The 24,269-nt window shown below is 68.7% G+C and carries 23 protein-coding genes and 2 tRNA genes; 9 read left to right on the top strand and 16 right to left on the bottom strand.

All coding sequences use genetic code 11. The features are described 5' to 3' along the window. Position 1: 1 nt before the first annotated feature. Positions 2-742: an N-formylglutamate amidohydrolase gene (locus tag GIY56_RS13945; protein ID WP_154765449.1), complete on the top strand. Its 741-nt coding sequence runs from the start codon at positions 2-4 to the stop codon at positions 740-742. Between the two features lie 29 nt (positions 743-771). Here GIY56_RS13945 and GIY56_RS13950 read toward each other — a convergent pair whose 3' ends face one another. From GIY56_RS13950 to GIY56_RS13965, 4 genes are all read right to left on the bottom strand, one after another. Continuing rightward, positions 772-3,036: an adenosylcobalamin-dependent ribonucleoside-diphosphate reductase gene (locus GIY56_RS13950; protein ID WP_154765450.1), complete on the bottom strand. Its 2,265-nt coding sequence runs from the start codon at positions 3,034-3,036 to the stop codon at positions 772-774. Between the two features lie 61 nt (positions 3,037-3,097). Beyond that, positions 3,098-3,937, bottom strand: a complete 840-nt coding sequence (locus GIY56_RS13955; protein WP_154765451.1) for a lysophospholipid acyltransferase family protein — start codon at positions 3,935-3,937, stop codon at positions 3,098-3,100. Next, positions 3,934-4,716 (bottom strand): GNAT family N-acetyltransferase, encoded by a 783-nt coding sequence (locus GIY56_RS13960; protein ID WP_154765520.1) that lies wholly within the window; start codon positions 4,714-4,716, stop codon positions 3,934-3,936. Before GIY56_RS13960 ends, GIY56_RS13955 begins: the two co-directional genes overlap by 4 nt. A gap of 131 nt (positions 4,717-4,847) precedes the next feature. Continuing rightward, positions 4,848-5,027, bottom strand: coding sequence for a DUF3553 domain-containing protein (locus GIY56_RS13965; protein ID WP_328288557.1), 180 nt, complete (start codon positions 5,025-5,027; stop codon positions 4,848-4,850). A 38-nt stretch (positions 5,028-5,065) separates the two neighbouring features. Between GIY56_RS13965 and GIY56_RS13970 the strand changes: the two genes are divergently transcribed. Continuing rightward, positions 5,066-5,689 carry a histidine phosphotransferase family protein gene (locus GIY56_RS13970; RefSeq protein ID WP_154765452.1) on the top strand — a complete coding sequence of 208 codons (624 nt, stop codon included), beginning with the start codon at positions 5,066-5,068 and terminating at the stop codon, positions 5,687-5,689. A 15-nt stretch (positions 5,690-5,704) separates the two neighbouring features. Here GIY56_RS13970 and GIY56_RS13975 read toward each other — a convergent pair whose 3' ends face one another. From GIY56_RS13975 to GIY56_RS13990, 4 genes are all read right to left on the bottom strand, one after another. Then, positions 5,705-6,964, bottom strand: coding sequence for a glutamate-5-semialdehyde dehydrogenase (locus GIY56_RS13975; RefSeq protein WP_154765453.1), 1,260 nt, complete (start codon positions 6,962-6,964; stop codon positions 5,705-5,707). A gap of 147 nt (positions 6,965-7,111) precedes the next feature. Then, positions 7,112-7,188 (bottom strand) — tRNA-Asp (locus GIY56_RS13980). A 26-nt stretch (positions 7,189-7,214) separates the two neighbouring features. Next, a tRNA-Asp gene (locus GIY56_RS13985) sits at positions 7,215-7,291 on the bottom strand. Between the two features lie 67 nt (positions 7,292-7,358). After that, positions 7,359-8,486, bottom strand: a complete 1,128-nt coding sequence (locus GIY56_RS13990; protein ID WP_154765454.1) for an anhydro-N-acetylmuramic acid kinase — start codon at positions 8,484-8,486, stop codon at positions 7,359-7,361. Between the two features lie 59 nt (positions 8,487-8,545). Here GIY56_RS13990 and tyrS point away from each other — a divergent pair, with 59 nt between their 5' ends. Both tyrS and GIY56_RS14000 read left to right on the top strand, forming a co-directional pair. Next, complete coding sequence (tyrS, locus tag GIY56_RS13995) at positions 8,546-9,790, top strand: tyrosine--tRNA ligase (RefSeq protein ID WP_154765455.1); 1,245 nt, start codon at positions 8,546-8,548, stop codon at positions 9,788-9,790. A 119-nt stretch (positions 9,791-9,909) separates the two neighbouring features. Further along, complete coding sequence (locus GIY56_RS14000) at positions 9,910-10,050, top strand: hypothetical protein (RefSeq protein ID WP_154765456.1); 141 nt, start codon at positions 9,910-9,912, stop codon at positions 10,048-10,050. A gap of 61 nt (positions 10,051-10,111) precedes the next feature. Here GIY56_RS14000 and GIY56_RS14005 read toward each other — a convergent pair whose 3' ends face one another. From GIY56_RS14005 to GIY56_RS14030, 6 genes are read right to left on the bottom strand one after another with little or no spacing between them, the layout of a single operon-like run. Beyond that, positions 10,112-11,101: an SPOR domain-containing protein gene (locus GIY56_RS14005; protein ID WP_154765457.1), complete on the bottom strand. Its 990-nt coding sequence runs from the start codon at positions 11,099-11,101 to the stop codon at positions 10,112-10,114. Positions 11,102-11,143: 42 nt separating this feature from the next. Beyond that, the gene (gene upp, locus GIY56_RS14010) at positions 11,144-11,776 is read right to left on the bottom strand and encodes a uracil phosphoribosyltransferase (RefSeq protein ID WP_328288558.1); all 633 of its coding nucleotides are present in this window, start codon (positions 11,774-11,776) and stop codon (positions 11,144-11,146) included. Then, entirely contained in the window at positions 11,773-12,732 is a 960-nt protein-coding gene (locus GIY56_RS14015) for an adenosine deaminase (protein ID WP_328288559.1), read from the bottom strand. Before GIY56_RS14015 ends, upp begins: the two co-directional genes overlap by 4 nt. Next, positions 12,729-13,916 (bottom strand): phosphopentomutase, encoded by a 1,188-nt coding sequence (locus GIY56_RS14020; RefSeq protein ID WP_328288560.1) that lies wholly within the window; start codon positions 13,914-13,916, stop codon positions 12,729-12,731. Before GIY56_RS14020 ends, GIY56_RS14015 begins: the two co-directional genes overlap by 4 nt. Further along, positions 13,913-15,196, bottom strand: coding sequence for a thymidine phosphorylase (locus GIY56_RS14025; protein WP_154765459.1), 1,284 nt, complete (start codon positions 15,194-15,196; stop codon positions 13,913-13,915). Before GIY56_RS14025 ends, GIY56_RS14020 begins: the two co-directional genes overlap by 4 nt. Next, a complete protein-coding gene (locus GIY56_RS14030) occupies positions 15,193-15,615 on the bottom strand; it encodes a cytidine deaminase (protein WP_328288563.1) in 423 nt (140 codons plus the stop codon). Before GIY56_RS14030 ends, GIY56_RS14025 begins: the two co-directional genes overlap by 4 nt. A gap of 97 nt (positions 15,616-15,712) precedes the next feature. Between GIY56_RS14030 and GIY56_RS14035 the strand changes: the two genes are divergently transcribed. The 3 genes from GIY56_RS14035 to GIY56_RS14045 all read left to right on the top strand — a co-directional run bounded on the left by GIY56_RS14035 (position 15,713) and on the right by GIY56_RS14045 (position 20,553). Beyond that, positions 15,713-17,992 (top strand): NADP-dependent malic enzyme, encoded by a 2,280-nt coding sequence (locus tag GIY56_RS14035; protein WP_154765461.1) that lies wholly within the window; start codon positions 15,713-15,715, stop codon positions 17,990-17,992. Between the two features lie 233 nt (positions 17,993-18,225). Next, complete coding sequence (locus GIY56_RS14040) at positions 18,226-20,118, top strand: propionyl-CoA synthetase (protein WP_154765462.1); 1,893 nt, start codon at positions 18,226-18,228, stop codon at positions 20,116-20,118. Positions 20,119-20,172: 54 nt separating this feature from the next. After that, the gene (locus GIY56_RS14045; RefSeq protein WP_154765463.1) at positions 20,173-20,553 is read left to right on the top strand and encodes a VOC family protein; all 381 of its coding nucleotides are present in this window, start codon (positions 20,173-20,175) and stop codon (positions 20,551-20,553) included. On the opposite strand, the gene aroA is transcribed toward GIY56_RS14045, so the two are convergent. Beyond that, complete coding sequence (gene aroA, locus GIY56_RS14050) at positions 20,550-21,881, bottom strand: 3-phosphoshikimate 1-carboxyvinyltransferase (RefSeq protein ID WP_154765464.1); 1,332 nt, start codon at positions 21,879-21,881, stop codon at positions 20,550-20,552. The genes GIY56_RS14045 and aroA overlap by 4 nt on opposite strands. Positions 21,882-21,963: 82 nt before the next feature. Between aroA and GIY56_RS14055 the strand changes: the two genes are divergently transcribed. Continuing rightward, complete coding sequence (locus GIY56_RS14055; RefSeq protein ID WP_154765465.1) at positions 21,964-22,638, top strand: DNA alkylation repair protein; 675 nt, start codon at positions 21,964-21,966, stop codon at positions 22,636-22,638. On the opposite strand, the gene GIY56_RS14060 is transcribed toward GIY56_RS14055, so the two are convergent. Continuing rightward, positions 22,626-23,129, bottom strand: a complete 504-nt coding sequence (locus GIY56_RS14060) for a hypothetical protein (protein WP_154765466.1) — start codon at positions 23,127-23,129, stop codon at positions 22,626-22,628. The genes GIY56_RS14055 and GIY56_RS14060 overlap by 13 nt on opposite strands. A gap of 105 nt (positions 23,130-23,234) precedes the next feature. Here GIY56_RS14060 and moaA point away from each other — a divergent pair, with 105 nt between their 5' ends. Then, positions 23,235-24,242: a GTP 3',8-cyclase MoaA gene (moaA, locus tag GIY56_RS14065; protein WP_154765467.1), complete on the top strand. Its 1,008-nt coding sequence runs from the start codon at positions 23,235-23,237 to the stop codon at positions 24,240-24,242. Positions 24,243-24,269: the final 27 nt, after the last annotated feature.

The following is a 24,269-nucleotide window of genomic DNA, read 5'->3' on the forward strand; positions in this document are numbered from 1 at the left end:
GATGACAGAGCGTGCCTTCTGGACCGAGGGCGAGGATCGCCCGTCCCGCTGGCTGATCACATGCGACCACGCGACGAACCGGGTGCCCGACTGGGTCGGGGATGGAACCCTGGGCATCGCGCCCGCCGACATGGCCCGCCACATCGCCTATGACGTGGGCGCGGCGGGGCTGGCGTCGCGGTTGGCCGTGCTGATGGACGCGCCCGTGATCCTTTCGGATTTCTCGCGCCTGGTGATCGACCCCAACCGGGGCGAGGACGACCCGACCCTTCTGATGCGGCTTTACGACGGCACGGTGATCCCGGCGAACAGGGATGCCGATGCGGCCGAACGCGAGCGGCGGCTGGACCGGCTGCACCGCCCTTATCACGCGGCCCTGGCCCGGCTGGCGGGTGCCCATCCCGCCCGCTGCATCTGCGCGATCCACAGTTTCACCCCGCAACTGCGCGGTCGCCCGATGCGGCCCTGGCAGGTGGGGATCCTGTATTCCTGGCAGGACGTGCGGCTTGGCCCGCCGCTGGTCCAGGCCTGCCGCGAGGCGGGCTGGATCACGGGCGAGAACCAGCCCTATGACGGCCATCTGGAAGGCGATTCGATCGACCGCCATGCGTTGAGGCACGGGCGGCCCAATGTGCTGATCGAGGTGCGCAACGACCTGATCGCGGACCAGGAGGGTCAGGCGGAATGGGCCGCGCGGCTGGCGCCGGTGATCGAGGCGACGCTGGCTGCGGCAGGGTTGTGACATGGTGGGGTTTCACCCCACCGCACCCCCTATCCGCATTTTGAATGCCCGCAATTCGGGCAGGTCATGCAGCCCTCGTTCATGCGCATCCCGTATTGGCCGCAGTTCGGGCAGGCCGGGCCAAGCGGGCGTTCGCCGACCGCCACGGCCTCGATGCGCGGGTCGGATTTCAGGCCCATCCCCTCGCCCGCCAGAAAGCCGATGGCGATCATGTGGCGCTCGATGACGCCCCCGATGGCCGCGAGGATCGAGGGCACATAGCGCCCGTTCATCCAGGCCCCGCCGCGCGGGTCGAAGACGGCCTTCAGTTCCTCGACCACGAAGCTGACATCGCCGCCGCGCCGGAACACGGCGCTGATCATGCGGGTCAGGGCGACGGTCCAGGCGAAATGCTCCATGTTCTTGGAGTTGATGAAGATCTCGAACGGGCGGCGGTGGCCTGACTGCACGATGTCGTTGATCGTGATGTAGATGGCGTGTTCGCTGGCGGGCCATTTCAGCTTGTAGGTCGCGCCCTCCAGCGCGGCGGGCCTATCCAGCGGCTCGGTCAGATAGACCACGTCGGCGCCCGCATCGGCCTGGGGCGCGGCCTCGGCCTTTTCGCTGACCGACAGCACGCTGCCGGTCACGTCGTTCGGGCGATAGGTCGTGCAGCCCTTGCAGCCCAGATCCCAGGCGGACAGGTAAACGTCCTTGAAATCCTCGAAGGAAATATCCGCCGGGCAATTGATCGTCTTGGAAATGCTGCTGTCCACCCATTCCTGCGCCGCCGCCTGCATGGCGACGTGATCCTGCGGCGCCAGGGTCTGGGCGTTCACGAAGTGATCCGGCAAGGGCGCGTCGCCATGCATGTCGCGCCACATCCGGACGGCATAGTCCACGACCTCCTCCTCGCTGCGCGAGCCGTCCTTTTGCAGGACCTTGCGGGTGTAGGCATGGGCGAAGACCGGCTCGATCCCCGAACTGACGTTCCCGGCGTAAAGGCTGATGGTGCCAGTGGGCGCGATGGAGGTCAGCAGGGCGTTGCGGATGCCGTGGGTGGCCACGGCCTCGCGCACGTCCGCATCCATCCGCCGCATGAAGCCCGAGGCGAGGTAAGCGTCCCGGTCGAACAGCGGGAACGCCCCCTTTTCCCGCGCCAGATCGGCGCTGGCCAGATAGGCCGACCGCGCGATGGCGTGCATCCAGTTCCGCGTCCGGTCCACCGCGTCCGGCGCGCCATAGCGCAGGCCCAGCATCAGCAGCGCGTCGGCCAGTCCCGTCACGCCCAACCCGATGCGGCGCTTGGCCTGGGCCTCGGCGGCCTGCTGCGGCAGGGGGAATTTCGATGCATCGACCACGTTGTCCATCATCCGCACCGCCACGCGGACCAGATCGTCCAGTGCGGCCATGTCCAGCCGGGCTTGGGGCGTGAACGGGTCCGATACCAGCCGCGCCAGGTTCACCGACCCCAGCAGGCAGGCGCCATAGGGTGGCAAGGGCTGTTCGCCGCAGGGGTTCGTCGCCGCGATGGTTTCCGCGTAGTGCAGGTTGTTCTGCCGGTTGATGCGGTCGATGAAGATGACGCCGGGTTCGGCGTAATCATAGGTCGCGCGCATGATCCGGTTCCACAGATCGCGCGCGGGGACGGTGCGATAGACCTTGCCGCCGAACACCAGGTCCCACGGACCGTCGGCCTTCACGGCCTCCATGAAGGCATCCGTCACCAGCACCGACAGGTTGAACATGCGCAGCCGCGCGCTGTCCCGTTTCGCCTCGATGAAGTCGCCGATGTCGGGATGGTCGCAGCGCATCGTCGCCATCATCGCGCCGCGGCGGCTGCCCGCCGACATGATCGTGCGGCACATCGAATCCCACACGTCCATGAAGGACAGCGGCCCCGAGGCGTCGGCGGCCACGCCCTTCACCTCGGCCCCCTTGGGGCGCAGGGTGCTGAAATCATAACCGATGCCGCCGCCCTGCTGCATGGTCAGCGCGGCTTCCTTCAGCGCCTCGAAGATGCCTGCCATGCTGTCCTGGATGGTGCCCATGACGAAGCAGTTGAACAACGTGACGGACCGGCCCGTGCCCGCCCCCGCCAGGATGCGGCCCGCGGGCAGGAAGCGGAAATCCTGCAGCGCGGCGTAGAAGCGGTCTTCCCATGCGGCGGGGTCGGCCTCGACCTGGGCCAGATCGCGGGCGACGCGGCGCCAGCTGTCCTCGACCGTCATGTCGATGGGGCGGCCCTCGGCGTCCTTCAGGCGGTATTTCATGTCCCAGATCTGTTCGGCGATGGGCGCGGCAAAACGGGTCATGACGGATCCCTTGGGGTTGCGAAGGTTCACCCTACCAGATATGGGCCAAACGCCTGCGCGATCAAGCGACAAGGCCCCGGCGCACGGCGTCCTCGCAGGCCATGGCCAGCGTCTTGCGCGTTTGGCCCGCAACGGGGACGGGATCGTGCAGGATCACCGTGACGCGCCCCTGCCGCCGTGCCGCCAGCACGGCCAGCAGATGCGGTCCCAGGTCCATGTCGCCCCACCAGCCATAAAAGCGCGGATCGGTCCCGGCGGGCGCCTGATAGACGGCGCTGACCGGCTGGATCGCCAGCCCCTCGGGCAGCGCGGGATCCAGGAAGCCCTGGAACAGCGTCGGCTTGAAGGGCAACAGGCGCCGCCCGTCGGTCGAGGTGCCCTCGGGGAAGAACAGCAGCCGGTGGCCTGCCCGGACGCGTGCCGCGAATTCGTCGGCCTGGGCGCGGGCCAGCCGGGGGTCGCGGACCACGAAATGGGTGTCGGTGACGCGGGTCAGGATGTTGATGCCGGGCCAGTCTGCCACCTCGGCCTTGCTGACGAAAAAGACCGGCATGGCGGCGTTCAGGACCAGGATGTCGAGCCAGCTTGAATGATTGGCGACCACCGCGCCGAGGCCGCGCATCGGCTTGCCCATCCGCCGCCAACGGATTCCCATGCAGGCCAGGGTCAGGCGGCAGACCATCTGCACATGCGGCCCGGTCCAGGGACGGCGCCGACCGTGGAACAAACGCTCCGCCCCGCGCAGCGGCAGGATCAGCAGCACGCCCGCCAGCAGCACCAGGACCGCGCCCCCGCCCCGCCGCAGGACGCGCAGCCAGGCGCGTAGGCCATGGGGGCGGGCCACAGGCGGCGGCACCGTGTCGCGCCAGGTGGCCTCGCCGCGTCCGGGACTCGCGTTCATTGCGGCTGCCAGCGGCTTTCATAGAACTGCCGGTGCTTGTCGGACATCGCGGCGGTGTCCATCAGCAGAAACACGTCGGTGGTGTTGAAGGCGCGGTCGATGAACGCCCCCTCACCCACCATCCCGCCAAGGCGCAGGTAAGCCTTGATCAGCGCGGGCATGGCGACCAGCGCCGCGCGCCGGTCCAGCCGGTCGGCGGGGATCAGGTCCATGCGGTGAAAGCCGGGCGGCAGGGCCTTGGGCCGCAGGCCGGCGGGCGCCAGATGGTGATGGTGCAGCCAACTGAGCGATTGCGCCAGCACCGCGGTATCGGTGCCATGAAAGCTTGCCACCCCGAACAGGATCTCGATCCCGTGGTCCAGCACGTAATCGGCCAGCGCGTTCCACATCAGGAACATGCCCGACCCGCCACGGACGGCCGGATCGACGCAGGACCGGCCCAGTTCCAGCACCGGGCGGCCGCATTGGCGCAAGGGTGCCAGATCGTATTCGGCATCGCAGTAAAAGCGGCCAAACCGCGCCGCGCGGTCGCCCGGCAGCAGGCGATAGACGCCGACCACATGATCCAGATCCCGGGCCGAGCGGCGGTTGTCGATCAGGCACAGGTGATCGACCACAGGGTCGAATTCGTCGCATTCCAGCCGCCGGCGGTGATCGACCAGAGGACCGTCGCCGCCCAGTTCCTCGACAAAGACGCGATAGCGCAGGCGCTGCGCGGCCAGCAGATCCCCTTCCGACACGGCCAGGCGGATGTCGAAGACGGACGGATCGGATTTCATGCGGGCAGCAAGGGCGGTCATGGTCATCGCATCCTCTCTAGGCGGCAGGCACCGGCATTGCAACAGCAACGACCGCGAGTCACGGCTTGCGCGGAACAATCAAAGGTTGCAATCGTGGGGGACGAGCCGCCTCAGCCTCCCTGTGACCAGACGATATCCAGTGACACCCGTTTTCCGTCGATGACCTGCTTTCCCGCCTCGGAAAAATTCACGGTGATGCGATCGCCGATGCGCGATTGCACCTGCCCCTCGCCCCATTCGGGCGCGCCGGGGTGGCGGACGATCATTCCGGGTTCCAGGATCTCGTTCACGGCGGCCCCCTCGTGTCTCAATTGAAAGGTAACGTTCCATGGTCCCGGATACAACGCACATCACGTCGGGCGAGCTGTCGCAGCTTCTGGCGTCGCGGCTGTGCCACGACATCGTCTCGCCCCTGGGGGCCATCGGCAACGGGGTCGAGCTGCTGGAGATGTCGTCCGACTTTCCCGGCATCGCGGCCTGCCCGGAACTGAAGCTGATCGCGGAAAGCGTGGCGGCGGCGCGCGCCCGCATCCAGGTTTTCCGGGTAGCCTTCGGGCAGGTGCAAGGCGATCAGCGCATCTCTCGCAACGGGCTGGCACAGCTGCTTGACGGGTTCTCCGCGCAGGGCCGGATGCAGATCCGACTTGATGCCCAAGGGGATTTCGCGCGGACCGAGATGCGGATGGTGATGCTGGCCATGATGTGCCTGGAAAGCGCGATCCCCTGGGGCGGCACGGTCACGGTCCTGCACGGCCCCGCCGGCTGGCGCCTGGTGGCCGAGGCCGAGCGGACCCGGCAGGACGCGGCCCTGTGGGCCTGGCTGGGGGGCGATGCGCCGCGCAACCCCCTGCCCTCGGAAGTCCACTTTCCCCTGCTGGCCGAGGCCCTGGCGCGTGCAGGCTGCCGCGCCCGGTGGGAGGTCGATGCGCAAGGGGCCGAGATCGCCTTCTGACCCGGCCCTGCGGCATCACGCCCGGATCGTGCCGTCGCCCGTCACCAGATACTTGAAGCTGGTCAGCTGCTCGGCCCCCACGGGGCCGCGCGCGTGCAGCTTGCCGGTGGCGATGCCGATTTCCGCGCCCATGCCGAACTCGCCCCCATCGGCGAACTGGGTCGAGGCGTTGCGCATCAGGATCGCGCTGTCCAGCCCCGCGAAGAACCGCTGCGCGGTCGCGTCGTTTTCCGTCAGGATCGCTTCGGTGTGCTGGCTGCCATGGCGGCGGATATGGGCGATGGCCCCGTCCACGCCATCGACCAGCTTGACCGCGATGATCATGTCCAGGAACTCGCGCCCGAAATCGTCAGGCTCGGCCATGACGGTGCCGGGGATTTTCGCCAGATCGCCATCCGCCCGGACCTCGACGCCTGCCTCCAGCAGGGCCTGGATCAGGGCGGGACCGCCGCGATAGGCACGGTCGATCAGCAGGCATTCCGCCGCGCCGCAGATGCCGGTGCGCCGCGTCTTGGCATTCAGGACCACGCGCCGCGCCTTGTCGGGATCGGCGTCGCCATCGACATAAACGTGGCAGATCCCCTCAAGATGCGCAAAGACCGGCACGCGAGCCTCCTGCTGCACCAGCCCCACCAAGCCCTTGCCGCCGCGCGGGATGATCACGTCGATCAGCCCCTGGGCTTGCAGCATCGCGGTCACGGCGGCGCGGTCGCGGGTGGGAACCAGCTGGATCGCGGCCTCGGGCAGGCCCGCCTGGCGCAGCCCCTGGACCATGCAGGCGTGGATCGCCTGGCTGGAATGCAGGCTTTCCGACCCGCCGCGCAGGATCACGGCATTGCCGGACTTCAGCGCTAGGGCGCCCGCATCGGCGGTCACGTTCGGGCGGCTTTCATAGATCACGCCGATCACGCCGATGGGGGTGCGGACGCGCTGGATGTGCAGCCCGTTCGGACGGTCCCATTCGGCAACGACCTCGCCCACCGGATCGGGCTGTTCGGCCACCGCGCGCATCCCGTCCTCGATCCCGCGCAGGCGGTCCGCGTCCAGCCGCAGCCGGTCCAGCATCGAATCGGCCAGCCCCTTGTCACGCCCGAACTGCATGTCCTTGTCGTTCGCTTCCAGGATCCCGGCCTGATTGCGGCGCAGGGCCTCGGCCGCGCCGATCAGGGCCGCGCGCTTCTGTTCCGCCGTGGCCTGCGCCAGGTCCACCGCAGCAGCCCGTGCCGCCTCGCCCATGGTGGCGATCAGCGCCGTTGCATCGTCATGATCGGTCATCGCACTCACCCCGCCTTTGCGCGACCAGATGGCCCATCCTGGTCCAGGCTTCAACCCGCCCCTTCATCTTCGCAAAAATATCCCGGGGGAGTCCGAAGGACGGGGGCAGCGCCCCCAGCGACGCTTCGATCAGGGAAGGGGAATGAATGGCGCGGTTGACGGGGCTCGAACCCGCGACCCCCGGCGTGACAGGCCGGTACTCTAACCAACTGAGCTACAACCGCGCTATATCATGGGCGACTGGTGTGTGTGGCGCGGTTGACGGGGCTCGAACCCGCGACCCCCGGCGTGACAGGCCGGTACTCTAACCAACTGAGCTACAACCGCACACTCACCACCCCGATCGCATCGCCCGCCGGGGTGAGGGGCGGTTTACGCAGACCGATCGCCCCCGTCAAGGGCGTGTCGGAAAAAATCGGCGGGGGCCGCGCGGATGGCTGATGCGCCCGCCGCAGCAGGGCGCGGGAACGCCGGTCGTCGTCGGTCCCGAGGTCGGCAGACCCCGCATGACCCGCGCGGCCAGCCATCCGAAGGCCTGGGCTTCCAGCATGTCGCCGTCCAGTCCCGCGGCCTCGACCGGCTGCACCGCGCAGGGCAAGACCTGTGCCAGCCGCCCCATAATCGCCGGGTTGCGCCGCCCGCCGCCGCAGACCAGCACGGCGGCAGGGACGGACGGCAACCAGCGCAAGCCCGCCGCGACCGCGCCTGCCAGGGCCGCAACCAGGGTGGCGGCGGCATCGGCATCGGGCAAGGGTTCCACGGCGGCGGCCAGACCCCTGAACTGGTCGCGGTCCAGCGACTTGGGCGGCGGGCGGTCGAACCACGGGTGGCGCAGGAAGTCGGCGACGATGGCCTCATCCGCCCGGCCCGCCACCGCCAGCGCGCCGTCCTGATCGTGGCTGCGCCGCAGCCTGCGCCGCATCAGGTCGTTGAGGGGGGCGTTGGCCGGGCCGGTGTCGAAGGCCAGGCAGGCGCCCGGGGCCTCGGGGGCAGGCGCGGTCGGATCGACCCAGGTGATGTTGCCCACCCCGCCCAGGTTCAGGAAGGCCACCGGCTGCGGCGGCAGCTTGCCCTGCCCCACGGCCCACCCGGCGCAGGCCCAGTGGAAGAATGGCGCCAAGGGCGCGCCCTCGCCGCCCTGCCGCACGTCCTCGCGGCGGAAATCCCAGACCACGGGCCGATCCGTGGCCCGCGCCAAAGCCGCGCCAGCGCCCGCCTGATGCGTGCCCCTGCCCTGCGGATCATGCGCCAGCGTCTGACCGTGATAGCCGATCAGGTCTGCCTCGGGGAAATCGGCGGCCATCGCGGCATGGCTTGCGACCGAGATCGTCGCGGCGTCCTCTACCCCCGCTTCGCCTGGCCAGCGGCCAAGCGCCCCATGCAGCACGGCGGCTTCGTTGTCGCTGTAACCGCGGAACCCGCTGCGCCCGAAGCCGCCGATCCGCACCCCGTCGGTCTCGATCACCGCCGCGTCCACCCCGTCCATCGAGGTGCCCGACATCATTCCCAGAACCCGGATCATCGCGCTTTTCCTTCCCTGCCGCAGCCGGTATATCCGCGCCGACCAGAAGGAAAAAGCCGATGACCCACAGCCCCAAGTCCGATTTCCTGCGCGTGATGACCGAACGCGGCTATGTCGCCGACTGCACGGACTTCGCGGCGCTGGACGGGGCGCTGCTGGACGGCCCGGTCACGGCCTATATCGGCTATGACGCGACGGCGGCGTCGCTGCATGTCGGTCATCTGCTGAACATCATGATGCTGCGCTGGTTCCAGAAGACCGGCAACCGGCCCATCACGCTGATGGGCGGCGGCACGACCAAGGTGGGCGACCCCTCCTTCCGGTCCGAGGAACGGCCCCTGCTGGATCAGGCCGCGATCCAGTCCAACATCGACGGGATGGCCCAGGTCTTCGCGCGCTACCTGTCCTATGGGGACGACGCGGCCCTGATGCTGAACAACGCCGAATGGCTGGACGGGCTGAACTATCTGGAGTTCCTGCGCGACATTGGGCGGCATTTCAGCGTGAACCGGATGCTGTCCTTCGAGTCGGTGAAATCCCGGCTGGACCGCGAGCAATCGCTGTCCTTCCTGGAATTCAACTACATGATCCTGCAGGCCTATGACTTCCTGGAACTGCACCGCCGTTATGGCTGCCGGTTGCAGATGGGCGGGTCGGACCAGTGGGGCAACATCGTCAACGGCATCGACCTGACGCGGCGGGTGGACGACGCGGTGATCTGGGGGCTGACCTCGCCCCTGCTGACGACCAGCGACGGGCGCAAGATGGGCAAGTCTGCGGGCGGGGCGGTCTGGCTGAACGGGGCGATGCTGTCGCCCTATGACTTCTGGCAGTTCTGGCGCAACACCACCGATGCGGATGTGGGGCGTTTCCTGAAGCTGTACACCGAACTGCCGGTCGAGGAATGCGACCGCCTGGGCGCCCTGCAGGGGTCCGAGATCAACGAGGCCAAGGTCCGCCTGGCGAACGAAGTCACCACCCTGCTGCACGGCGCCGAGGCCGCCGCCAGGGCCGAGGCCACCGCGCGCGAGGTCTTCGAGCAAGGCGGCGCGGGCGGCGATCTGGAGGTCGCGACCGTCAGCGCCGAGGCGCTGTCGGGCGGGCTGACCGTGGCGCAACTGCTGGTCCAGACCGGGATCACCGCGTCGGGGAAAGAGGCCAAGCGCCTGATCGCCGAAGGCGGGCTGCGGCTGAACAACGAGGCGGTGTCGGACCCGCAGATGGCGGTGGATGCCGCGCTGATCGGGGACGGGCTGAAGGTGTCTGTAGGCAAGAAGAAGCACCGGATGGTGACCGTCGGCTGATGCACCCGCTGCATGGCAGCATTGCAGGGGCGATTCCGCAACGTCGCCCCGCTGGACACCCCGGCATACCGGCCCTATCTGTCGTTGCGGGAGGACTACTCCGACCGGAAGACAGGACAATGGCACAGAACACCGCACAACCCCTCAGCCTCAGCGCCCGCAAGTTGCAGGCCCAGGCTGATGCCGTGCTGGATCAGATGTTTGGCTACTTCACCCGCGAAGAAGCCCCGCGCGAGGCCGAAACCCGCCGCGCCGCCTGATCGCGACAGACCAGCACAGGATTTTCCGGGGGCGTTCGCGCCCCCTTTGCATGTCCGGACCTCAGCGCGCCACCGCCCGGGGATAACCGTTCGCCCGCAACCGCGTCAGTGCCGCCACCAGGGCCTGCCGATCCGCGAATGGCCCGGCCAGGATGGCTTTCGCGGCCTTGTCCTGCGAACGCTCGTGCCGCTGGGCGGTGCGGTATCCCATCCCGGACAAACGCCGCAGGGCGGCAAGGGCATTGGCCTCGTCGGCATAGATCCCGATCTGGACATAGCGTGCATGGGCGGGGATCATCTCGACTGATGCCGGGGCGGCGGTTTGCGCGGGTTCGGGGCGGCGGGCCACCACCGAGGCGGTCTTCGGAGGCTCGGTGCGCTGCGGACGAGACGCAGGCGGCTCAGCTTTCCGGGACAGCTTGGCGGGGCGTTCGGCGGGTGCCGGGACCGGAGCAGTCTGGGGCTGAACGGACGCGGTCTTAATCGCAGGTTCCAGCTCGGGCGCTATCATGCCGGGGCACAGGCCCTGCGTGACATCCCCGCCGATGATCGGCGCGGCGTCTTCCGCCGGGCGATAGCCCAAGCGCGCGCAAAGCCCATCGGGCGCGCGGCCTGCCAGGGCGCTGCGGATGCGGCCGTCCAGTTCGACCTGCCGGGCCAGCGTCCTGTCCAGCTGCGCCTGCGCGGGATCGGGCGCGACATCCCCCAGCGGCGCCGCCGCCGGGTTCGCCAGCAGGTCGCCGGACCGCAATCCTTCCGCCAGAACCGCCGTCAGAACCTCCTCGGGCGAAGGGGGATCGGCAGGCGCCTCGACCATCTCGGCGGGTTGGCTGGGGGGAAAGCCGCAGATCGGCGCGCCCTGCTTGTCCAGCCGGGGTTTCCAGTCCTCACCTTCTCGGACAAAGACACAGCCCGTGCGGTCGATATATTGCGCGCCCGGGAAATCCCCGGGCGGGGGCGGTTCGGGCATGGCCCAGACCCGCCCCGGCAGCAAGAGCACCAGCACCATCCAACCCAAGACCCGCATCCGCCACCCGCGATTCGACTTCATGCCCCAGCAATAGGGGCAAAGGCTGAACCCGCGGTTAACGGGCTATTTCGTCCCGAACATCCGGTCGCCCGCATCGCCCAGACCCGGCACGATATAGCCGTGATCGTCCAGCCGTTCGTCCAGCGCCGCCGTGAAGATCGGCACGTCGGGATGGGCCTGGCGCATCCGTTCCACCCCTTCGGGCGCAGCCAGCAGGCACAGGAAGCGCAGGTTGGTGGCCCCGCGCGCCTTGAGCATGTCGATGGCCGCGACGGACGAATTGCCGGTCGCCAGCATGGGATCGACGACGATGGTCAGGCGCGCGTCCAACTCCTTGGGAACCTTGCAGTAATATTCCACAGGTTGCAGCGTTTCGGGATCGCGGTACAGGCCCACGAAGCCCACGCGGGCGCCGGGGATCATCTCCAGGATGCCGTCCAGCAGCCCGTTCCCGGCGCGCAGGATCGAGATCAGCGCAAGCTTCTTTCCTTCCAGCGTGGGCGCGTCCATCTCGCACAGGGGGGTCTCGATGCGGGTAGTGGTCAGTTCCAGTTCGCGCGTGACCTCGTAGGCCAGCAGCAGGCTGATCTCTCGCAGCAGGCGGCGGAAACCGGCCGTGGACACGTCCTTCTGGCGCATGATCGTCAGCTTGTGCTGGACAAGCGGGTGGTCGATGACGGTCAGGTGCTGGCTCACGGGAACTCCTTCAAAAGCCGGTCGCGGGTCGCGGGGTCGCAGAAGGCGGCATCAGCGGCCCAGCGGTTGATCTGCGCGAATTCCGTATCGCCCCAACCGAAGGCATCGGCAAGCCGGTCGTATTCGCGGCGCATCGTCGTGTGGAAGAACGGCGGATCGTCGGTGGAGACGGTGACGCGCACGCCCGCATCGGCCAGCCGCGCGATGGGATGGGCGGACCAGGACGGATAGACGCCAAGCGCGACGTTGGATCCGGGGCAGACCTCCAGCGTGACGCCCTTGTCCGCCAGGTCGCGGACCAGGGCCGGATCCTCGATGGCGCCGACGCCGTGGCCGATGCGGGTGCAGCCAAGCGCCAGGGCGTCGCGGATGCTGTCCGGGCCGGCCCATTCGCCCGCGTGGCAGGTCAGGCCCAGGCCGGCTTCGCGCGCGCAATCGAAGGACCAAGCGTAATCGGTGGCGCGCCCCACGGTTTCGGCCCCGCCCATGCCGAAGCCCGTGACCCAATCGCCCGCCGTTTCCGCCACGCAGATGGCGGTTTTCCGGGCGCGGTCGGGGCCGAAATGGCGAATGGCGGTCAGGATGGCGCGGCTGTCGATGCCCTGGGCGCGCGCCTTGCCCGCGACCTCGGTCATCGCGGCCAGATGGTCGCGCCAAGCGGGCAAGTCGCCGCCGCCGCAGAACTCGGGCGAGACGAACAGCTCGGTATAGATCACGCCCTGTCCGGCAGACCGTTCCAGAACCTCGGCCAGCAGGCGGGCGTAATCCTGCGGGGTTTGCAGGACGCTGGTTGCGGCCTCGTAGCAGCGCAGGAAGCCGTCGAAGCCGTCATAGGCATAGTTGCCCTGCTCGTCGAAGACGCCGGTCAGGTCGGCGTGCTTTTCCGCCGCAAGGCCCCGGATGAAGGCGGGGGGCGCGGCGCCTTCCAGATGCAGGTGCAGCTCCAACGTCTTCACAGGAACGGCCTTCCATGATCGGGCGCAGGCAGGCCCAGATGCGCCAGGACCGAGGCGCCGATGTCGCTGAAGCCCACCAGACCCACCTGCCGCGCGCCGACGCCGTGCCCCAGGACCGGCACCCGCTCGCGCGTGTGGTCGGTGCCGTGCCAACTGGGGTCGTTGCCGTGATCGGCGGTGAAGATCGCCAGATCGCCGGGGTGCAGGGTCGCCAGGAACCGGCCCGCCACCCCGTCGAACCATTCCAGTTGCGCGGCATAGCCCGGAATATCGCGGCGGTGGCCGAAATTCGTGTCGAATTCGACGAAATTGGCGAAAGTCAGGCTGCCGGGTTCGGCCTGCGTCCCCAGGCGGATCAGGTGATCCGCCAGATCCGCGTCGGACTTGCCCTTGTGCAGATGGGTGATGCCGCGATGGCTGAAGATGTCGCCGATCTTGCCGATGGCATGGGTCACGCGGCCAGCGCCCTGGGCGATGTCCAGAATGGTGCGGCCCGGCGGCGCGATGGCGAAGTCGCGGCGGTTGCCGGTGCGGCGGAAGGTGCCGGGAGCCTCGCCTAGGAAAGGGCGCGCGATCACGCGGCCCACGCGCATCGCGTGCAGCGTGGGGGCCAGCGATTCGCACAGGCCGATCAGCCGGTCCAGGCCGAAGCGATCCTCGTGGGCGGCGATCTGCAAGACGCTGTCCACCGAAGTGTAGCAGATCGGCCAGCCGGTGCGCAGATGCTCGGCCCCGAAATCCTCGATCACCTGGGTGCCCGAGGCGTGGCAGTTACCCAGGATGCCGTCCGTCCCCGCCAGTTCGCAAATACGCGCGGTGACTTCGGGCGGAAAGGCGGGAATGGTGTCGGGAAAACAATGCCAGTCCCAGGGCACCGGAACGCCCGCGATTTCCCAATGGCCCGAGGGCGTGTCCTTGCCGCGGGAGATCTCGGTCGCTGCGCCCCAAAGCCCTTGCGGCGGCACCATCAGCCCGGGCGCGTCCTGCCCTGACGCCAACCGCACCGCCGCGCCCAGGCCAAGCCGCGCGAGGTTCGGCATGTGCAGCGCCCGCGCCTGCGCGATATGGGCGACGGTGTTGGCGCCGGTATCGGGCAGATCGCCGTTGAAGAACCCGTCCGCATCGGGCGCGCCGCCGATGCCCACGCTGTCCATCACGATCAGGAAGACGCGCCGGTCCGTCACGACGCGATCCGTTCGCGGACCAAGGGGCCGGGTTCAGTGCCCTCGCCCAGGCGATAGGCGGCGGTCACGGCGGCGATGGCGACCTCGGCTGCGGTGTCGTCGGCGGCGTGGACCAGGGCCAGGGGGCGGCCGGGACCGACCTCCTCGCCCAGCTTGGCTAGCATGGACAGGCCGACGCGGGGGTCGATCCCCTCGCCCGCCCGGACGCGGCCGCCGCCAAGCGCCACCACGGCGTGACCAAGCGCGGTCACGTCGATCTGGGCCACCGGCCCCTCGGGCGTGGGAACGGGGCGGATCACCGGGGCGGGCGTCAGGTGCGCATCGGGCCGGTCCAGCAGGTCGGCGGGGCCGCCCTGGGCCGCGACCATGCGGGCGAACACCTCGGCTGCCGCGCCGGAATCCAGCAGGTCCGCCAGGCCGCCGTCCCCCTGCCCTACCAGCCGCAGCACCTCGGACGCCAGCGCCAGCGTCAGGTCGCGCAGGGCGCCAGGTTCGCCCCGCAGCACGCGGATCGATTCGGCGATTTCCAGGGCGTTCCCGGCGCTGCGGGCCAGCGGCTGGTCCATGTCGGTGATCAGGGCTGATGTCGCGCAGCCCGCGCCGTTCGCGGTTTCCACCAGCGCCTGCGCCAGCCGTTGCGAGGATTCGGCCTTGCGCAGGAAGGCCCCCGACCCCGCCTTCACGTCCAGCACAAGCGCCTGCAACCCCGCCGCCAGCTTCTTGGACAGGATGGACGCGGTGATCAGGTCGATCGACTCCACCGTCGCCGATTCGTCACGGATCGCATACAGCCTGCGGTCGGCTGGGGCGAAATCACGGCTGGCCGCAACGATGGCGCAGCCCACGGTGCGGGTGATGCGGCGGAAATCATCCTCGGGCTGATCGACGCGGCATCCGGGGATCGCCTCCAGCTTGTCCAGGGTGCCGCCGGTATGGCCCAGGCCGCGGCCCGAGATCATGGGCACGAACATCCCCCGCGCCCCCAGCAGGGGGGCCAGCACCAGGCTGACCGCATCGCCGATGCCGCCCGTGGAATGCTTGTCCACCACCGGTCCCGGCAGATCCCAGTGCAGCACATGCCCCGAATCGCGCATCGCCCGCGTCAACGCCACACGGCCCGGCACACCGATGCCCTTGACCAGCACCGCCATGGCAAAGGCCCCGGCCTGCGCGTCGCTGATGGATCCGTTCGCCAGGCCCTGCGCGATCAGCGCCGCGCCCGGACCGTCCAGGCCGCGGCCGTCGCGGACCGCCGCGATGACGGGACGGGGATCGGTCATTCCGCCTTCGCCATGTGCCCGGCGTCGAAGCGCCCCGGCAGCAGTTCGCCAACCGTGGTGGCCAGCGTCGCGCCCTCGGTCGTGGCCAGCAGCACGGGCGTATCGTGCCGCCCGAACTCCGCCAGCTTCTGCCGACACCCCCCGCAGGGCGGCACGGGCGAAGGGCTGTCGGCGATCACCGCGACCTCGATCAGTTCCGTCTCGCCCCCAGCGACCATGGCGGCGATGGCCCCGGCCTCGGCACAGGTGCCTTCGGGATAGGCCACGTTTTCCACGTTGCAGCCGCGATAAACGGCGCCTGACGCCCCCCGGATGGCAGCGCCCACCTTGAAGCGGGAATACGGAACATAGGCCATTTCGCGCACTGCGCGGGCGGCATCCAGCAGCGACATCCGGTTCTCCTGTAATCGTTGCGACAGTTTCGCGCAGGGATGCGGCCGACGCAAGGTGATGGCTTCTGTTCCCTGCCTGCAGAATGGTTTAACGGTGAACCAGTTCGTACGCGAGGGGGCAAAGATGGAAGAACGCAGGCAGGACAACGCCCGGCAAGAGGCGCTGGATTATCACGAATTCCCGCGCCCGGGCAAACTGGAGATCCGCGCGACCAAGCCGTTGGCCAACGGCCGGGATCTCAGCCGCGCCTATTCCCCCGGCGTGGCCGAGGCCTGCCTGGAGATCAAGGCCGACCCCGCCACGGCCAGCCGATACACGTCGCGGGGCAACCTGGTCGCGGTCGTGTCGAACGGCACGGCGGTGCTGGGCCTAGGCAATATCGGCGCGGCGGCGTCCAAGCCCGTGATGGAAGGCAAGGCCGTCCTGTTCAAGAAGTTCGCCAACATCGACTGCTTCGACATCGAGGTGAACGAATCCGACCCCGAGCGTCTGGCCGACATCGTCTGCGCGCTGGAACCGACCTTCGGCGCGATCAACCTGGAAGACATCAAGGCGCCCGACTGCTTCATCGTGGAAAAGCTGTGCCGGGAACGGATGAACATCCCGGTCTTTCACGACGACCAGCACGGCACCGCCATCGTCGTGGGCGCGGCGGCCACCAACGCGCTGCATGTCGCGGGCAAGCGGTTTTCCGACATCAAGGTCGTCTCGACCGGCGGGGGCGCGGCAGGGATCGCCTGCCTCAACATGCTGCTGAAGCTGGGGGTCAAGCGCGAGAACGTCTGGCTCTGCGACATCCACGGCCTTGTCTACAAGGGCCGGGTCGAGGACATGACCGTCCAGAAGGCCGCCTTTGCCCAGGACACCGACGCCCGCACCCTGGCCGAGGTGATCGACGGCGCCGACCTGTTCCTGGGCCTCTCCGGTCCCGGCGTGCTGAAGCCCGAGATGGTGGCCCGGATGGCCCGACGCCCGATCGTCTTCGCGCTGGCCAACCCCACGCCCGAAATCCTGCCCGACGCCGTGCGCGCGGTCGCCCCCGATGCGATCATCGCCACGGGGCGCAGCGATTTCCCGAACCAGGTGAACAACGTCCTGTGCTTCCCCTTCATCTTCCGGGGCGCGCTGGACGTGGGCGCGACCACCATCAACGCCGAGATGGAACTGGCCTGCATCGAGGGCATCGCGGCCCTGGCCCGCGCCACTACCGCCGCCGAGGCCGCCGCCGCCTATCGCGGCGAGACGCTGACCTTTGGTCCCGAATACCTGATCCCCAAGCCCTTCGACCCGCGCCTGGTCGGCGTGGTCAGTTCCGCCGTGGCCCGCGCCGCGATGGAAACGGGCGTGGCGACGCGCCCCATCGCCGACCTGGAAGCCTACAAGCGCAAGCTGGACAGTTCGGTCTTCCGCTCCGCCCTCATCATGCGCCCGGTGTTCGAGGCCGCGGCCACCGCCACCCGCCGCATCGCCTTCGCCGAGGGCGAGGACGAACGCGTGCTGCGCGCCGCCAATGCGATGCTGGAGGAAACGACCGACGTGCCGATCCTGATCGGCCGCCCCGAGGTGATCGCCACGCGCGCCGAACGCGCCGGCCTGCCGATCCGCCCCGAACGCGACTTCGAGATCGTGAACCCCGAAAACGACCCCCGTTACCGCGATTACTGGGAAACCTATCACCAGCTGATGGCCCGGCGCGGGGTCAGCCCCGACATCGCCCGCGCGATCATGCGCACCAACACCACCGCCATCGCCGCCGTCATGGTGCATCGCGGAGAGGCCGACAGCCTGATCTGCGGCACCTTCGGGCAATACAGTTGGCACCTGCGCTATATCCGCGAGATCCTCGCCCGCGACGGGGTGGCCCCCATCGGCGCGCTGTCGATGATCATCCTGGAAGACGGGCCGCTGTTCGTCGCCGACACGCAATGCCACGACGACCCGACGCCGCAGCAGGTGATGGAGACGGTGATGGGCGCCGCCCGCCATGTCCGCCGCTTCGGCCTGACGCCCAAGATCGCGCTGTGCTGCCATTCGCAGTTCGGGAACCTGGACACCTATACCGGCCGCAAGATGCGAGAGGCCCTGGCCCTGCTGGACGCCCGCAAGCCCGACTTCATGTATGACGGCGAGATGCACGTGGACTCGGCCCTTAGCCCCGAACTGCGGGAACGGATCTTCCCCGGATCGCGGTTGGAAGGCGTGGCGAACGTGCTGGTCTTCGCGGGCACCGACGCGGCATCGGGCGTCAGGAACGCCCTGAAGATGCGCGCCAACGGGTTGGAGGTCGGGCCGATCCTGATGGGCATGGGCAACCGCGCCCATATCGTCACCCCCTCGATCACCACGCGCGGCCTGCTGAACATGAGCGTTCTCGCGGGAACCCCGGTCGCCCATTACAGTTGATCTTGCGCCGGGCGATTCGGCTTGAGGATCGCCCGCCTTGCCGCACTTGCATTGCCGCGTTTGCAAACCAAGCGGCCCCGCATGACCTGGTTTGCAGCCTTTTCCGGTTTGCAAAGGGTTCCGGCATCAATCTGCTACATTTTGCCACGCGCTTCTCACCTGTTCCGCTAACATCGTTGCGCGGACCCCTGCCGCTTGCGTAACACAGGCGGCAGGAGTGAGGAGACACCACCATGTCGTATCGCGACACCTATGCCGCCTGGCAGGCGGACCCCGAAGCCTTCTGGCTGGACGCCGCCCGCAAGATCGACTGGGACCGCCCGCCAAGCCGCGCCTTCTTCGACAGGGGACCGGCGGGGGAATGGTTTGCAGACGGCACGCTGAACGCCTGCTGGAACGCCGTGGACCGCCATGTCGAGGCCGGGCGCGGCGACCAGCTGGCCATCATCCACGACAGCCCGATCACCCGGTCCTATCGCGGCATCACCTACCGCGAACTGCGCGACCGGGTCGCCAGCCTTGCCGGCGCCCTGCGCGCCAAGGGCATCGAAAAGGGCGACCGGGTCATCATCTACATGCCCATGGTCCCCGAGGCGCTGGAGGCGATGCTGGCCTGCGCCCGCCTGGGCGCGATCCATTCCGTCGTCTTCGGCGGCTTCGCGGCCCACGAACTGGCCGTGCGCATCAACGACGCCACGCCCAAGGCGATCATCGCCGCATCCTGCGGGTTGGAGCCGGGGCGCATCGTTTCCTACAAGCCGCTTCTGGACCGCGCCATCGACGAGGCTGTTCACAAGCCCGATTTCTGCGTGATCTTTCAGCGCGAACAAGAGGTTGCGCATCTCATCGAAGGCCGCGACGTGGCCTGGCACAGCTTTCAATACGGCGTCGAACCGGCGGACTGCGTACCGGTCGAGGGCAATCATCCGGCCTATGTCCTCTATACCTCGGGGACGACAGGCCAGCCCAAGGGCGTGGTGCGCCACACCGGCGGGCATCTGGTCGCGCTCGCCTGGTCGATGAAGAACGTCTATGACATCGACGCGGGCGATGTGTTCTGGGCGGCGTCCGACGTGGGTTGGGTCGTGGGCCACAGCTATATCTGCTATGGCCCGCTGACCGTGGGCGCGACCACCATCGTGTTCGAGGGCAAGCCCGTGGGCACCCCCGACGCCGCCGCCTATTGGCGGGTGATCCAGAACCACCGCGTGAAAAGCGTCTTCAGCGCCCCCACCGCGATCCGCGCCATCCGCCGCGAAGACCCGGACGGCACGCTGATCGGCGACTATAACCTGCGCCATTTCAAGACGCTGTATCTGGCGGGCGAACGCGCCGACCCCGACACCATCCAATGGGCCGAGGAAAAGCTGCGCGTTCCCGTGATCGACCATTGGTGGCAGACCGAAACCGGCTGGCCCATCGTGTCGAACCCCGTGGGGATCGAACTGCTGCCGGTCAAGCATGGCAGCCCCTCGGTCCCGCTGCCGGGCTATGACGTGCAGGTGCTGGACGAGGCGGGCCACCCGGTGCCCCCCGGCACCCTGGGCGCGGTGGCGATCAAGCTGCCCCTGCCGCCGGGCACCCTGCCGACCCTGTGGAACGCCGAGGACCGGTTCACCAAGTCCTATCTGTCGCATTTCCCCGGCTATTACGAGACCGGCGACGCGGGCTACATCGACGAGGACGGATACCTCTACATCATGGCCCGCACAGACGACGTGATCAACGTCGCGGGCCACCGCCTGTCCACCGGCGCGATGGAGGAGGTTCTGTCCGCCCATCCCGCCGTTGCCGAATGCGCGGTCATCGGCGTGGCCGACAGCCTGAAGGGCCAGATGCCGGTCGGGTTCCTGTGCCTGAAGAAGGGCACGAACACCCCCGACACCCAGGTCGTGAAGGAAGTCGTCGGCATGGTCCGCGACCAGATCGGCCCGGTCGCGGCCTTCAGGACCGCTTGCGTCGTGGACCGCCTGCCCAAGACCCGTTCGGGCAAGATCCTGCGCGCCACGATGGTCAAGATCGCGGACGGCCAGCCCTTCAAGACCCCCGCAACCATCGACGATCCGGCCGTCCTGGACGAGATCGCCACCGCCCTGCGCGCCGTCGGATATCCGCAGCACGCCTAACAAAGATTTGCAGAACCAAGGCGCTGCCTCCGCGTTCAGGTGCCGGAGGCACGCATGACCGAAAAACACCTACCCGTCATCGATCACATCCATCTGCGCTCGGTGCATCTCGACCAGGCCATCCTGTTCTACCAGGCCGCTTTCGAGGCCCTGGGCCGGGGCGACGATGTCAGGATCGGCCGGGACTGGCTGGAACTTGACGGCTTCTATCTGGACCAGGCCGACGCCCATGCCCCGCCCAGCCGGATCCACCTGGCCTTCATCGCCCATTCGCGCGAGCAGGTTCAGGCCTTCCACGCCGCCGGGTTGAAGGCGGGGGGCAGGGACAACGGCGCGCCGGGCTTGCGCGACTATCACCCCGGCTATTATGCGGCCTATCTCTGCGATCCCGACGGCAACAATATCGAGGCGAAGTTCGACGAACGCGCCGCCTAGCCCAGATCCGCGCCCAGACCCTGCATCAGGGCCACGAAGTCCGGGAAGGACGTGGCGATGGGCGCGCCGTCGTCGATGGACACCGGTGCCTCGGCGGCAAGACCCAGCACCAGGAAGGACATGGCGATCCGGTGGTCCAGATGCGTGACCGCCGTGCCGCCGCCCGGAACGCGGCCCCTGCCGTGAACGGTCAGGCTGTCCCGGGTTTCCGCGACCGTCACGCCATTGGCTTCCAGCCCCCGCGCCATGGCGTCGATCCGGTCGCTTTCCTTGACGCGCAGTTCCGCCACGCCGTTCATCACCGTCACGCCTTCGGCGAAGGCGGCGATCACAGACAGGATCGGGAATTCGTCGATCATGCTGGCCGCGCGTTCGGCGGGAACGGTGACGCCCTTCAGGGGGCCATGCCGGACAACCAGGTCGGCCACCGGCTCGCCCCCTTCCTCGCGCGGGTTCTCGAAGGCGATGTCCGCGCCCATCTCCAGCAGCGTCACATACAGCCCGTCGCGCGTCGGGTTGCGGCTGACGCCCGGCACGCGGATCTCGGATCCCGGCACGATCAGGGCGGCGGCGACCGGAAAGGCCGCGCTGGACGGATCGCGCGGCACGGCGACCGGCTGCGCCCGCAGTTCCGGGCGGCCTTGCAAGGTGATGACATGGCCGTCAGCGGTCGTCTCGGTGCGGATGTCGGCGCCGAAACCGGCCAGCATCCGTTCGGAATGATCGCGGGTCGGTTCGGATTCGATCACCACCGTCTCGCCCGGCACGTTCAGGCCCGCCAGCAGGATCGCCGACTTGATCTGCGCGCTGGCGACCGGGGTGCGGTAACGCACGGGCAGCGGATCGGCCACCCCTTCGATGGTGATCGGCAGGCGGCCCCCTTCGCGCGCGGTGATCTGCGCGCCGAACAGCGCCAACGGGTCGGTCACGCGCGCCATCGGGCGGCGCGACAGGCTGGCGTCGCCGGTGAAGGTGGCGGCGATCGGCGTCGTAGCCATCGCGCCCATGATCAGCCGCACGCCGGTCCCGGAATTGCCGCAGTCGATCACGCCCTCGGGTTCGGAAAACCCGCCCACGCCCACGCCATGCACGGACCATTCGCCGGTCCCCAGCCGTTCGACCTGCGCGCCAAAGGCCGCCATCGCCTTGGCCGTGTCCAGCACGTCCTGGCCTTCCAGAAGGCCGGTGATCCGCGTCTCGCCCACCGACAGCGCGCCCAGGATCAGCGCGCGGTGGCTGATCGACTTGTCGCCCGGAACCGTCGCGACCCCGCGCAGGGCGCCGCTGCGGCGGGCGGTCATGGGGCGAGGCTCGGACGAATGGGACATGGGCACACCTGTTGATTGCGCGGGTCTTTTACCGCTGGCGCGCGGCCTCTGCCACCCCTAGAACGGCGGGACGGAGGCCCCCATGAACGAACTGGATACGCTGCGGGCGCTGGCGGATGCCGGCAAGGCCAAGGAAATGCTGGCCTATCACAAGGCGGCGCGGACCTATCTGGGGGTGACGAACCCGCAGATCGACGCGTTGGTGGCTGATTGGCGCGCGGGTCTGGACGTAGAAGGCCGGGTGGCCCTGGCCCGCGCCTTGTGGGACAGCGACATCCACGAGGCCCGCATTGCCGCGGCCAAGCTGCTGACGCAGGCCCGCATCCGCCCCGACGAGGCCGCGTGGGCGCTGATCGCCGGGTGGGTGCCGGATTTCGACGGCTGGGCCATCGCCGACCACGCGATGATCGCCGGGCAAAAGCGGCTGGTGGCCGATCCCGCGCGGCTGGATCAGGTGGAAGCCTGGCTGGACCACCCGAACCCGTGGACCCGCCGCGCGGCCCTGGTGGGCACCCTGCCCTGGGCCAAGATGAACAACCCCAAGCCCGGCGATTTGGCGCAGCGAGAACGCGTGCTGGACTGGGCCGCGCGGCTGGCGGACGACCGCGACCCCTTCATCCAGAAGGCCATCGCCGGGTGGCTGCGCGACCTGTCGAAACGCGACGCGCCCCGCGTCCGGGCCTTTCTGGCCGATCACGGGGCGCGGATGAAGCCCGTCGCGCGCAAGGAAGCCCTGCGGCTGGTTCAGGAGCGATAGACCTCGATCGTCGGCAGGTCGGTCAGCGACACGCCCAGCAGTTGCAGCGCGGGCAGCGATACCTGCGATCCGCCGCTGGCCGGGCCGTCCAGCGGGATCAGATCGACCTTGGCCGACTTGCCGGTCGCGGGATTGACGATCCGCCCGATGCCGCGTTCGCTGACCAGAGGCGTCTTGATCCAGAACCCGCCCTCGGTCGGATCGCCCAGCGAGGCGATGGTGCTGCCCAGCTTCGTCTCTGCCGCCTGCGCGGGTTTCGCGGCGGCGGCGCGCTGCTCGGGCGTGGTCGTGTCCAGTTGCGCCACTGTTGCCCGCGCCGCCGGGCGCGGCGCGGGCGCGCGGGTGACGGCGGCCGCGGCGGCCACCTGTTCCGTGGTCATCCGCGTCTGCGGCGCCGCGGCAGGGCGGCTGGCCGTCATCGCCCCCTGGGTGCAGCCCGCCAGCAGGCCCGCGGCCAGGATCAGCGTCGGCAGGGCGGTGGTGATGCGCATAGATTGTTCCTTCTGTCTCGTCGCCGTTACCCTAGCCCGCAGGTCGCGATCCCGTCCAGCCGGTCGCCGCTTGTCTGTGGCCCCCTGCGCGCCTAGATTAACGCCATGCAACAGGCGGCCCCCCTCATCGACCCTTTCGCGCGGCCGATCACCTATCTGCGGGTGTCGGTCACGGACCGCTGCGATTTCCGCTGCGTGTATTGCATGGCCGAACACATGCAGTTCCTGCCCAAGGCCGAGCTGCTGACGCTCGAGGAACTGGACCGCCTGTGCAGCGCCTTCGTGGATCTGGGCGTTCGCAAGCTGCGCATCACCGGGGGCGAGCCGCTGGTCCGTCGCAACATCATGTCGTTCTTGCACGCCATGTCGCGCCACCTGGGCGCGGGCCTGGACGAACTGACCCTGACCACCAACGGCAGCCAGCTTGGCCGATACGCCAGCGAACTGGCGGATTGCGGCATTCGGCGCGTGAACGTGTCGCTGGACACGCTCGACCCCGACAAGTTCGCCGCGATCACCCGCTGGGGCCGGTTGCCGCAGGTGCTGGACGGCATCCGCGCCGCCGCCGCCGCAGGGCTGCGGGTCAAGATCAACGCCGTCGCGCTGAAGGGCGTCAACGACAGCGAATTGTTCGACCTGGTCCGCTGGTGCGGCGACCAGGACCACGACCTGACCTTCATCGAGGTCATGCCCATGGGCGATCTGGGCAACGAGGATCGGCTGGACCAATACTGGCCCCTCTCCGACCTGCGTGCGCGGCTGGCCGAACGCTTCACGCTGCTGGACCTTGCCGAGCGAACCGGCGGCCCCGCCCGCTATGTCCGCCTGCTGGAAACCGGGCAGAAGATCGGCTTCATCACGCCGCTGACCCACAATTTCTGCGAAAGCTGCAACCGCGTGCGCCTGACCTGCACGGGCGAATTGTTCATGTGCCTGGGGCAGGAAGACCGCGCCGACCTGCGCGCGCCGCTCCGGGCGTCAGCGGAAGATGCGTTGGTCAAGGACGCCATCCGCGCGGCCATCGCCCGCAAGCCCAAGGGCCACGACTTTGACTATTCCCGCCAGACGGTCGCCGGCCAGATGTCCCGCCACATGAGCCACACCGGGGGGTAGGGTGCGTGCTTGCACGCACCGTTGCCT

Source organism: Paracoccus lichenicola (assembly GCF_009708075.1).
GTDB lineage: Bacteria > Pseudomonadota > Alphaproteobacteria > Rhodobacterales > Rhodobacteraceae > Paracoccus > Paracoccus lichenicola.

Coding starts and splice junctions, on each gene's coding strand:
- GIY56_RS13945 (WP_154765449.1), top strand. CDS start 2: ATGACAGAGCGTGCCTTCTGGACCGAGGGCGAGGATCGCCCGTCCCGC.
- GIY56_RS13950 (WP_154765450.1), bottom strand. CDS start 3,036: ATGACCCGTTTTGCCGCGCCCATCGCCGAACAGATCTGGGACATGAAA.
- GIY56_RS13955 (WP_154765451.1), bottom strand. CDS start 3,937: ATGAACGCGAGTCCCGGACGCGGCGAGGCCACCTGGCGCGACACGGTG.
- GIY56_RS13960 (WP_154765520.1), bottom strand. CDS start 4,716: ATGAAATCCGATCCGTCCGTCTTCGACATCCGCCTGGCCGTGTCGGAA.
- GIY56_RS13970 (WP_154765452.1), top strand. CDS start 5,066: ATGGTCCCGGATACAACGCACATCACGTCGGGCGAGCTGTCGCAGCTT.
- GIY56_RS13975 (WP_154765453.1), bottom strand. CDS start 6,964: ATGACCGATCATGACGATGCAACGGCGCTGATCGCCACCATGGGCGAG.
- GIY56_RS13990 (WP_154765454.1), bottom strand. CDS start 8,486: ATGATCCGGGTTCTGGGAATGATGTCGGGCACCTCGATGGACGGGGTG.
- tyrS (WP_154765455.1), top strand. CDS start 8,546: ATGACCCACAGCCCCAAGTCCGATTTCCTGCGCGTGATGACCGAACGC.
- GIY56_RS14000 (WP_154765456.1), top strand. CDS start 9,910: ATGGCACAGAACACCGCACAACCCCTCAGCCTCAGCGCCCGCAAGTTG.
- GIY56_RS14005 (WP_154765457.1), bottom strand. CDS start 11,101: ATGAAGTCGAATCGCGGGTGGCGGATGCGGGTCTTGGGTTGGATGGTG.
- GIY56_RS14025 (WP_154765459.1), bottom strand. CDS start 15,196: ATGACCGATCCCCGTCCCGTCATCGCGGCGGTCCGCGACGGCCGCGGC.
- GIY56_RS14035 (WP_154765461.1), top strand. CDS start 15,713: ATGGAAGAACGCAGGCAGGACAACGCCCGGCAAGAGGCGCTGGATTAT.
- GIY56_RS14040 (WP_154765462.1), top strand. CDS start 18,226: ATGTCGTATCGCGACACCTATGCCGCCTGGCAGGCGGACCCCGAAGCC.
- GIY56_RS14045 (WP_154765463.1), top strand. CDS start 20,173: ATGACCGAAAAACACCTACCCGTCATCGATCACATCCATCTGCGCTCG.
- aroA (WP_154765464.1), bottom strand. CDS start 21,881: ATGTCCCATTCGTCCGAGCCTCGCCCCATGACCGCCCGCCGCAGCGGC.
- GIY56_RS14055 (WP_154765465.1), top strand. CDS start 21,964: ATGAACGAACTGGATACGCTGCGGGCGCTGGCGGATGCCGGCAAGGCC.
- GIY56_RS14060 (WP_154765466.1), bottom strand. CDS start 23,129: ATGCGCATCACCACCGCCCTGCCGACGCTGATCCTGGCCGCGGGCCTG.
- moaA (WP_154765467.1), top strand. CDS start 23,235: ATGCAACAGGCGGCCCCCCTCATCGACCCTTTCGCGCGGCCGATCACC.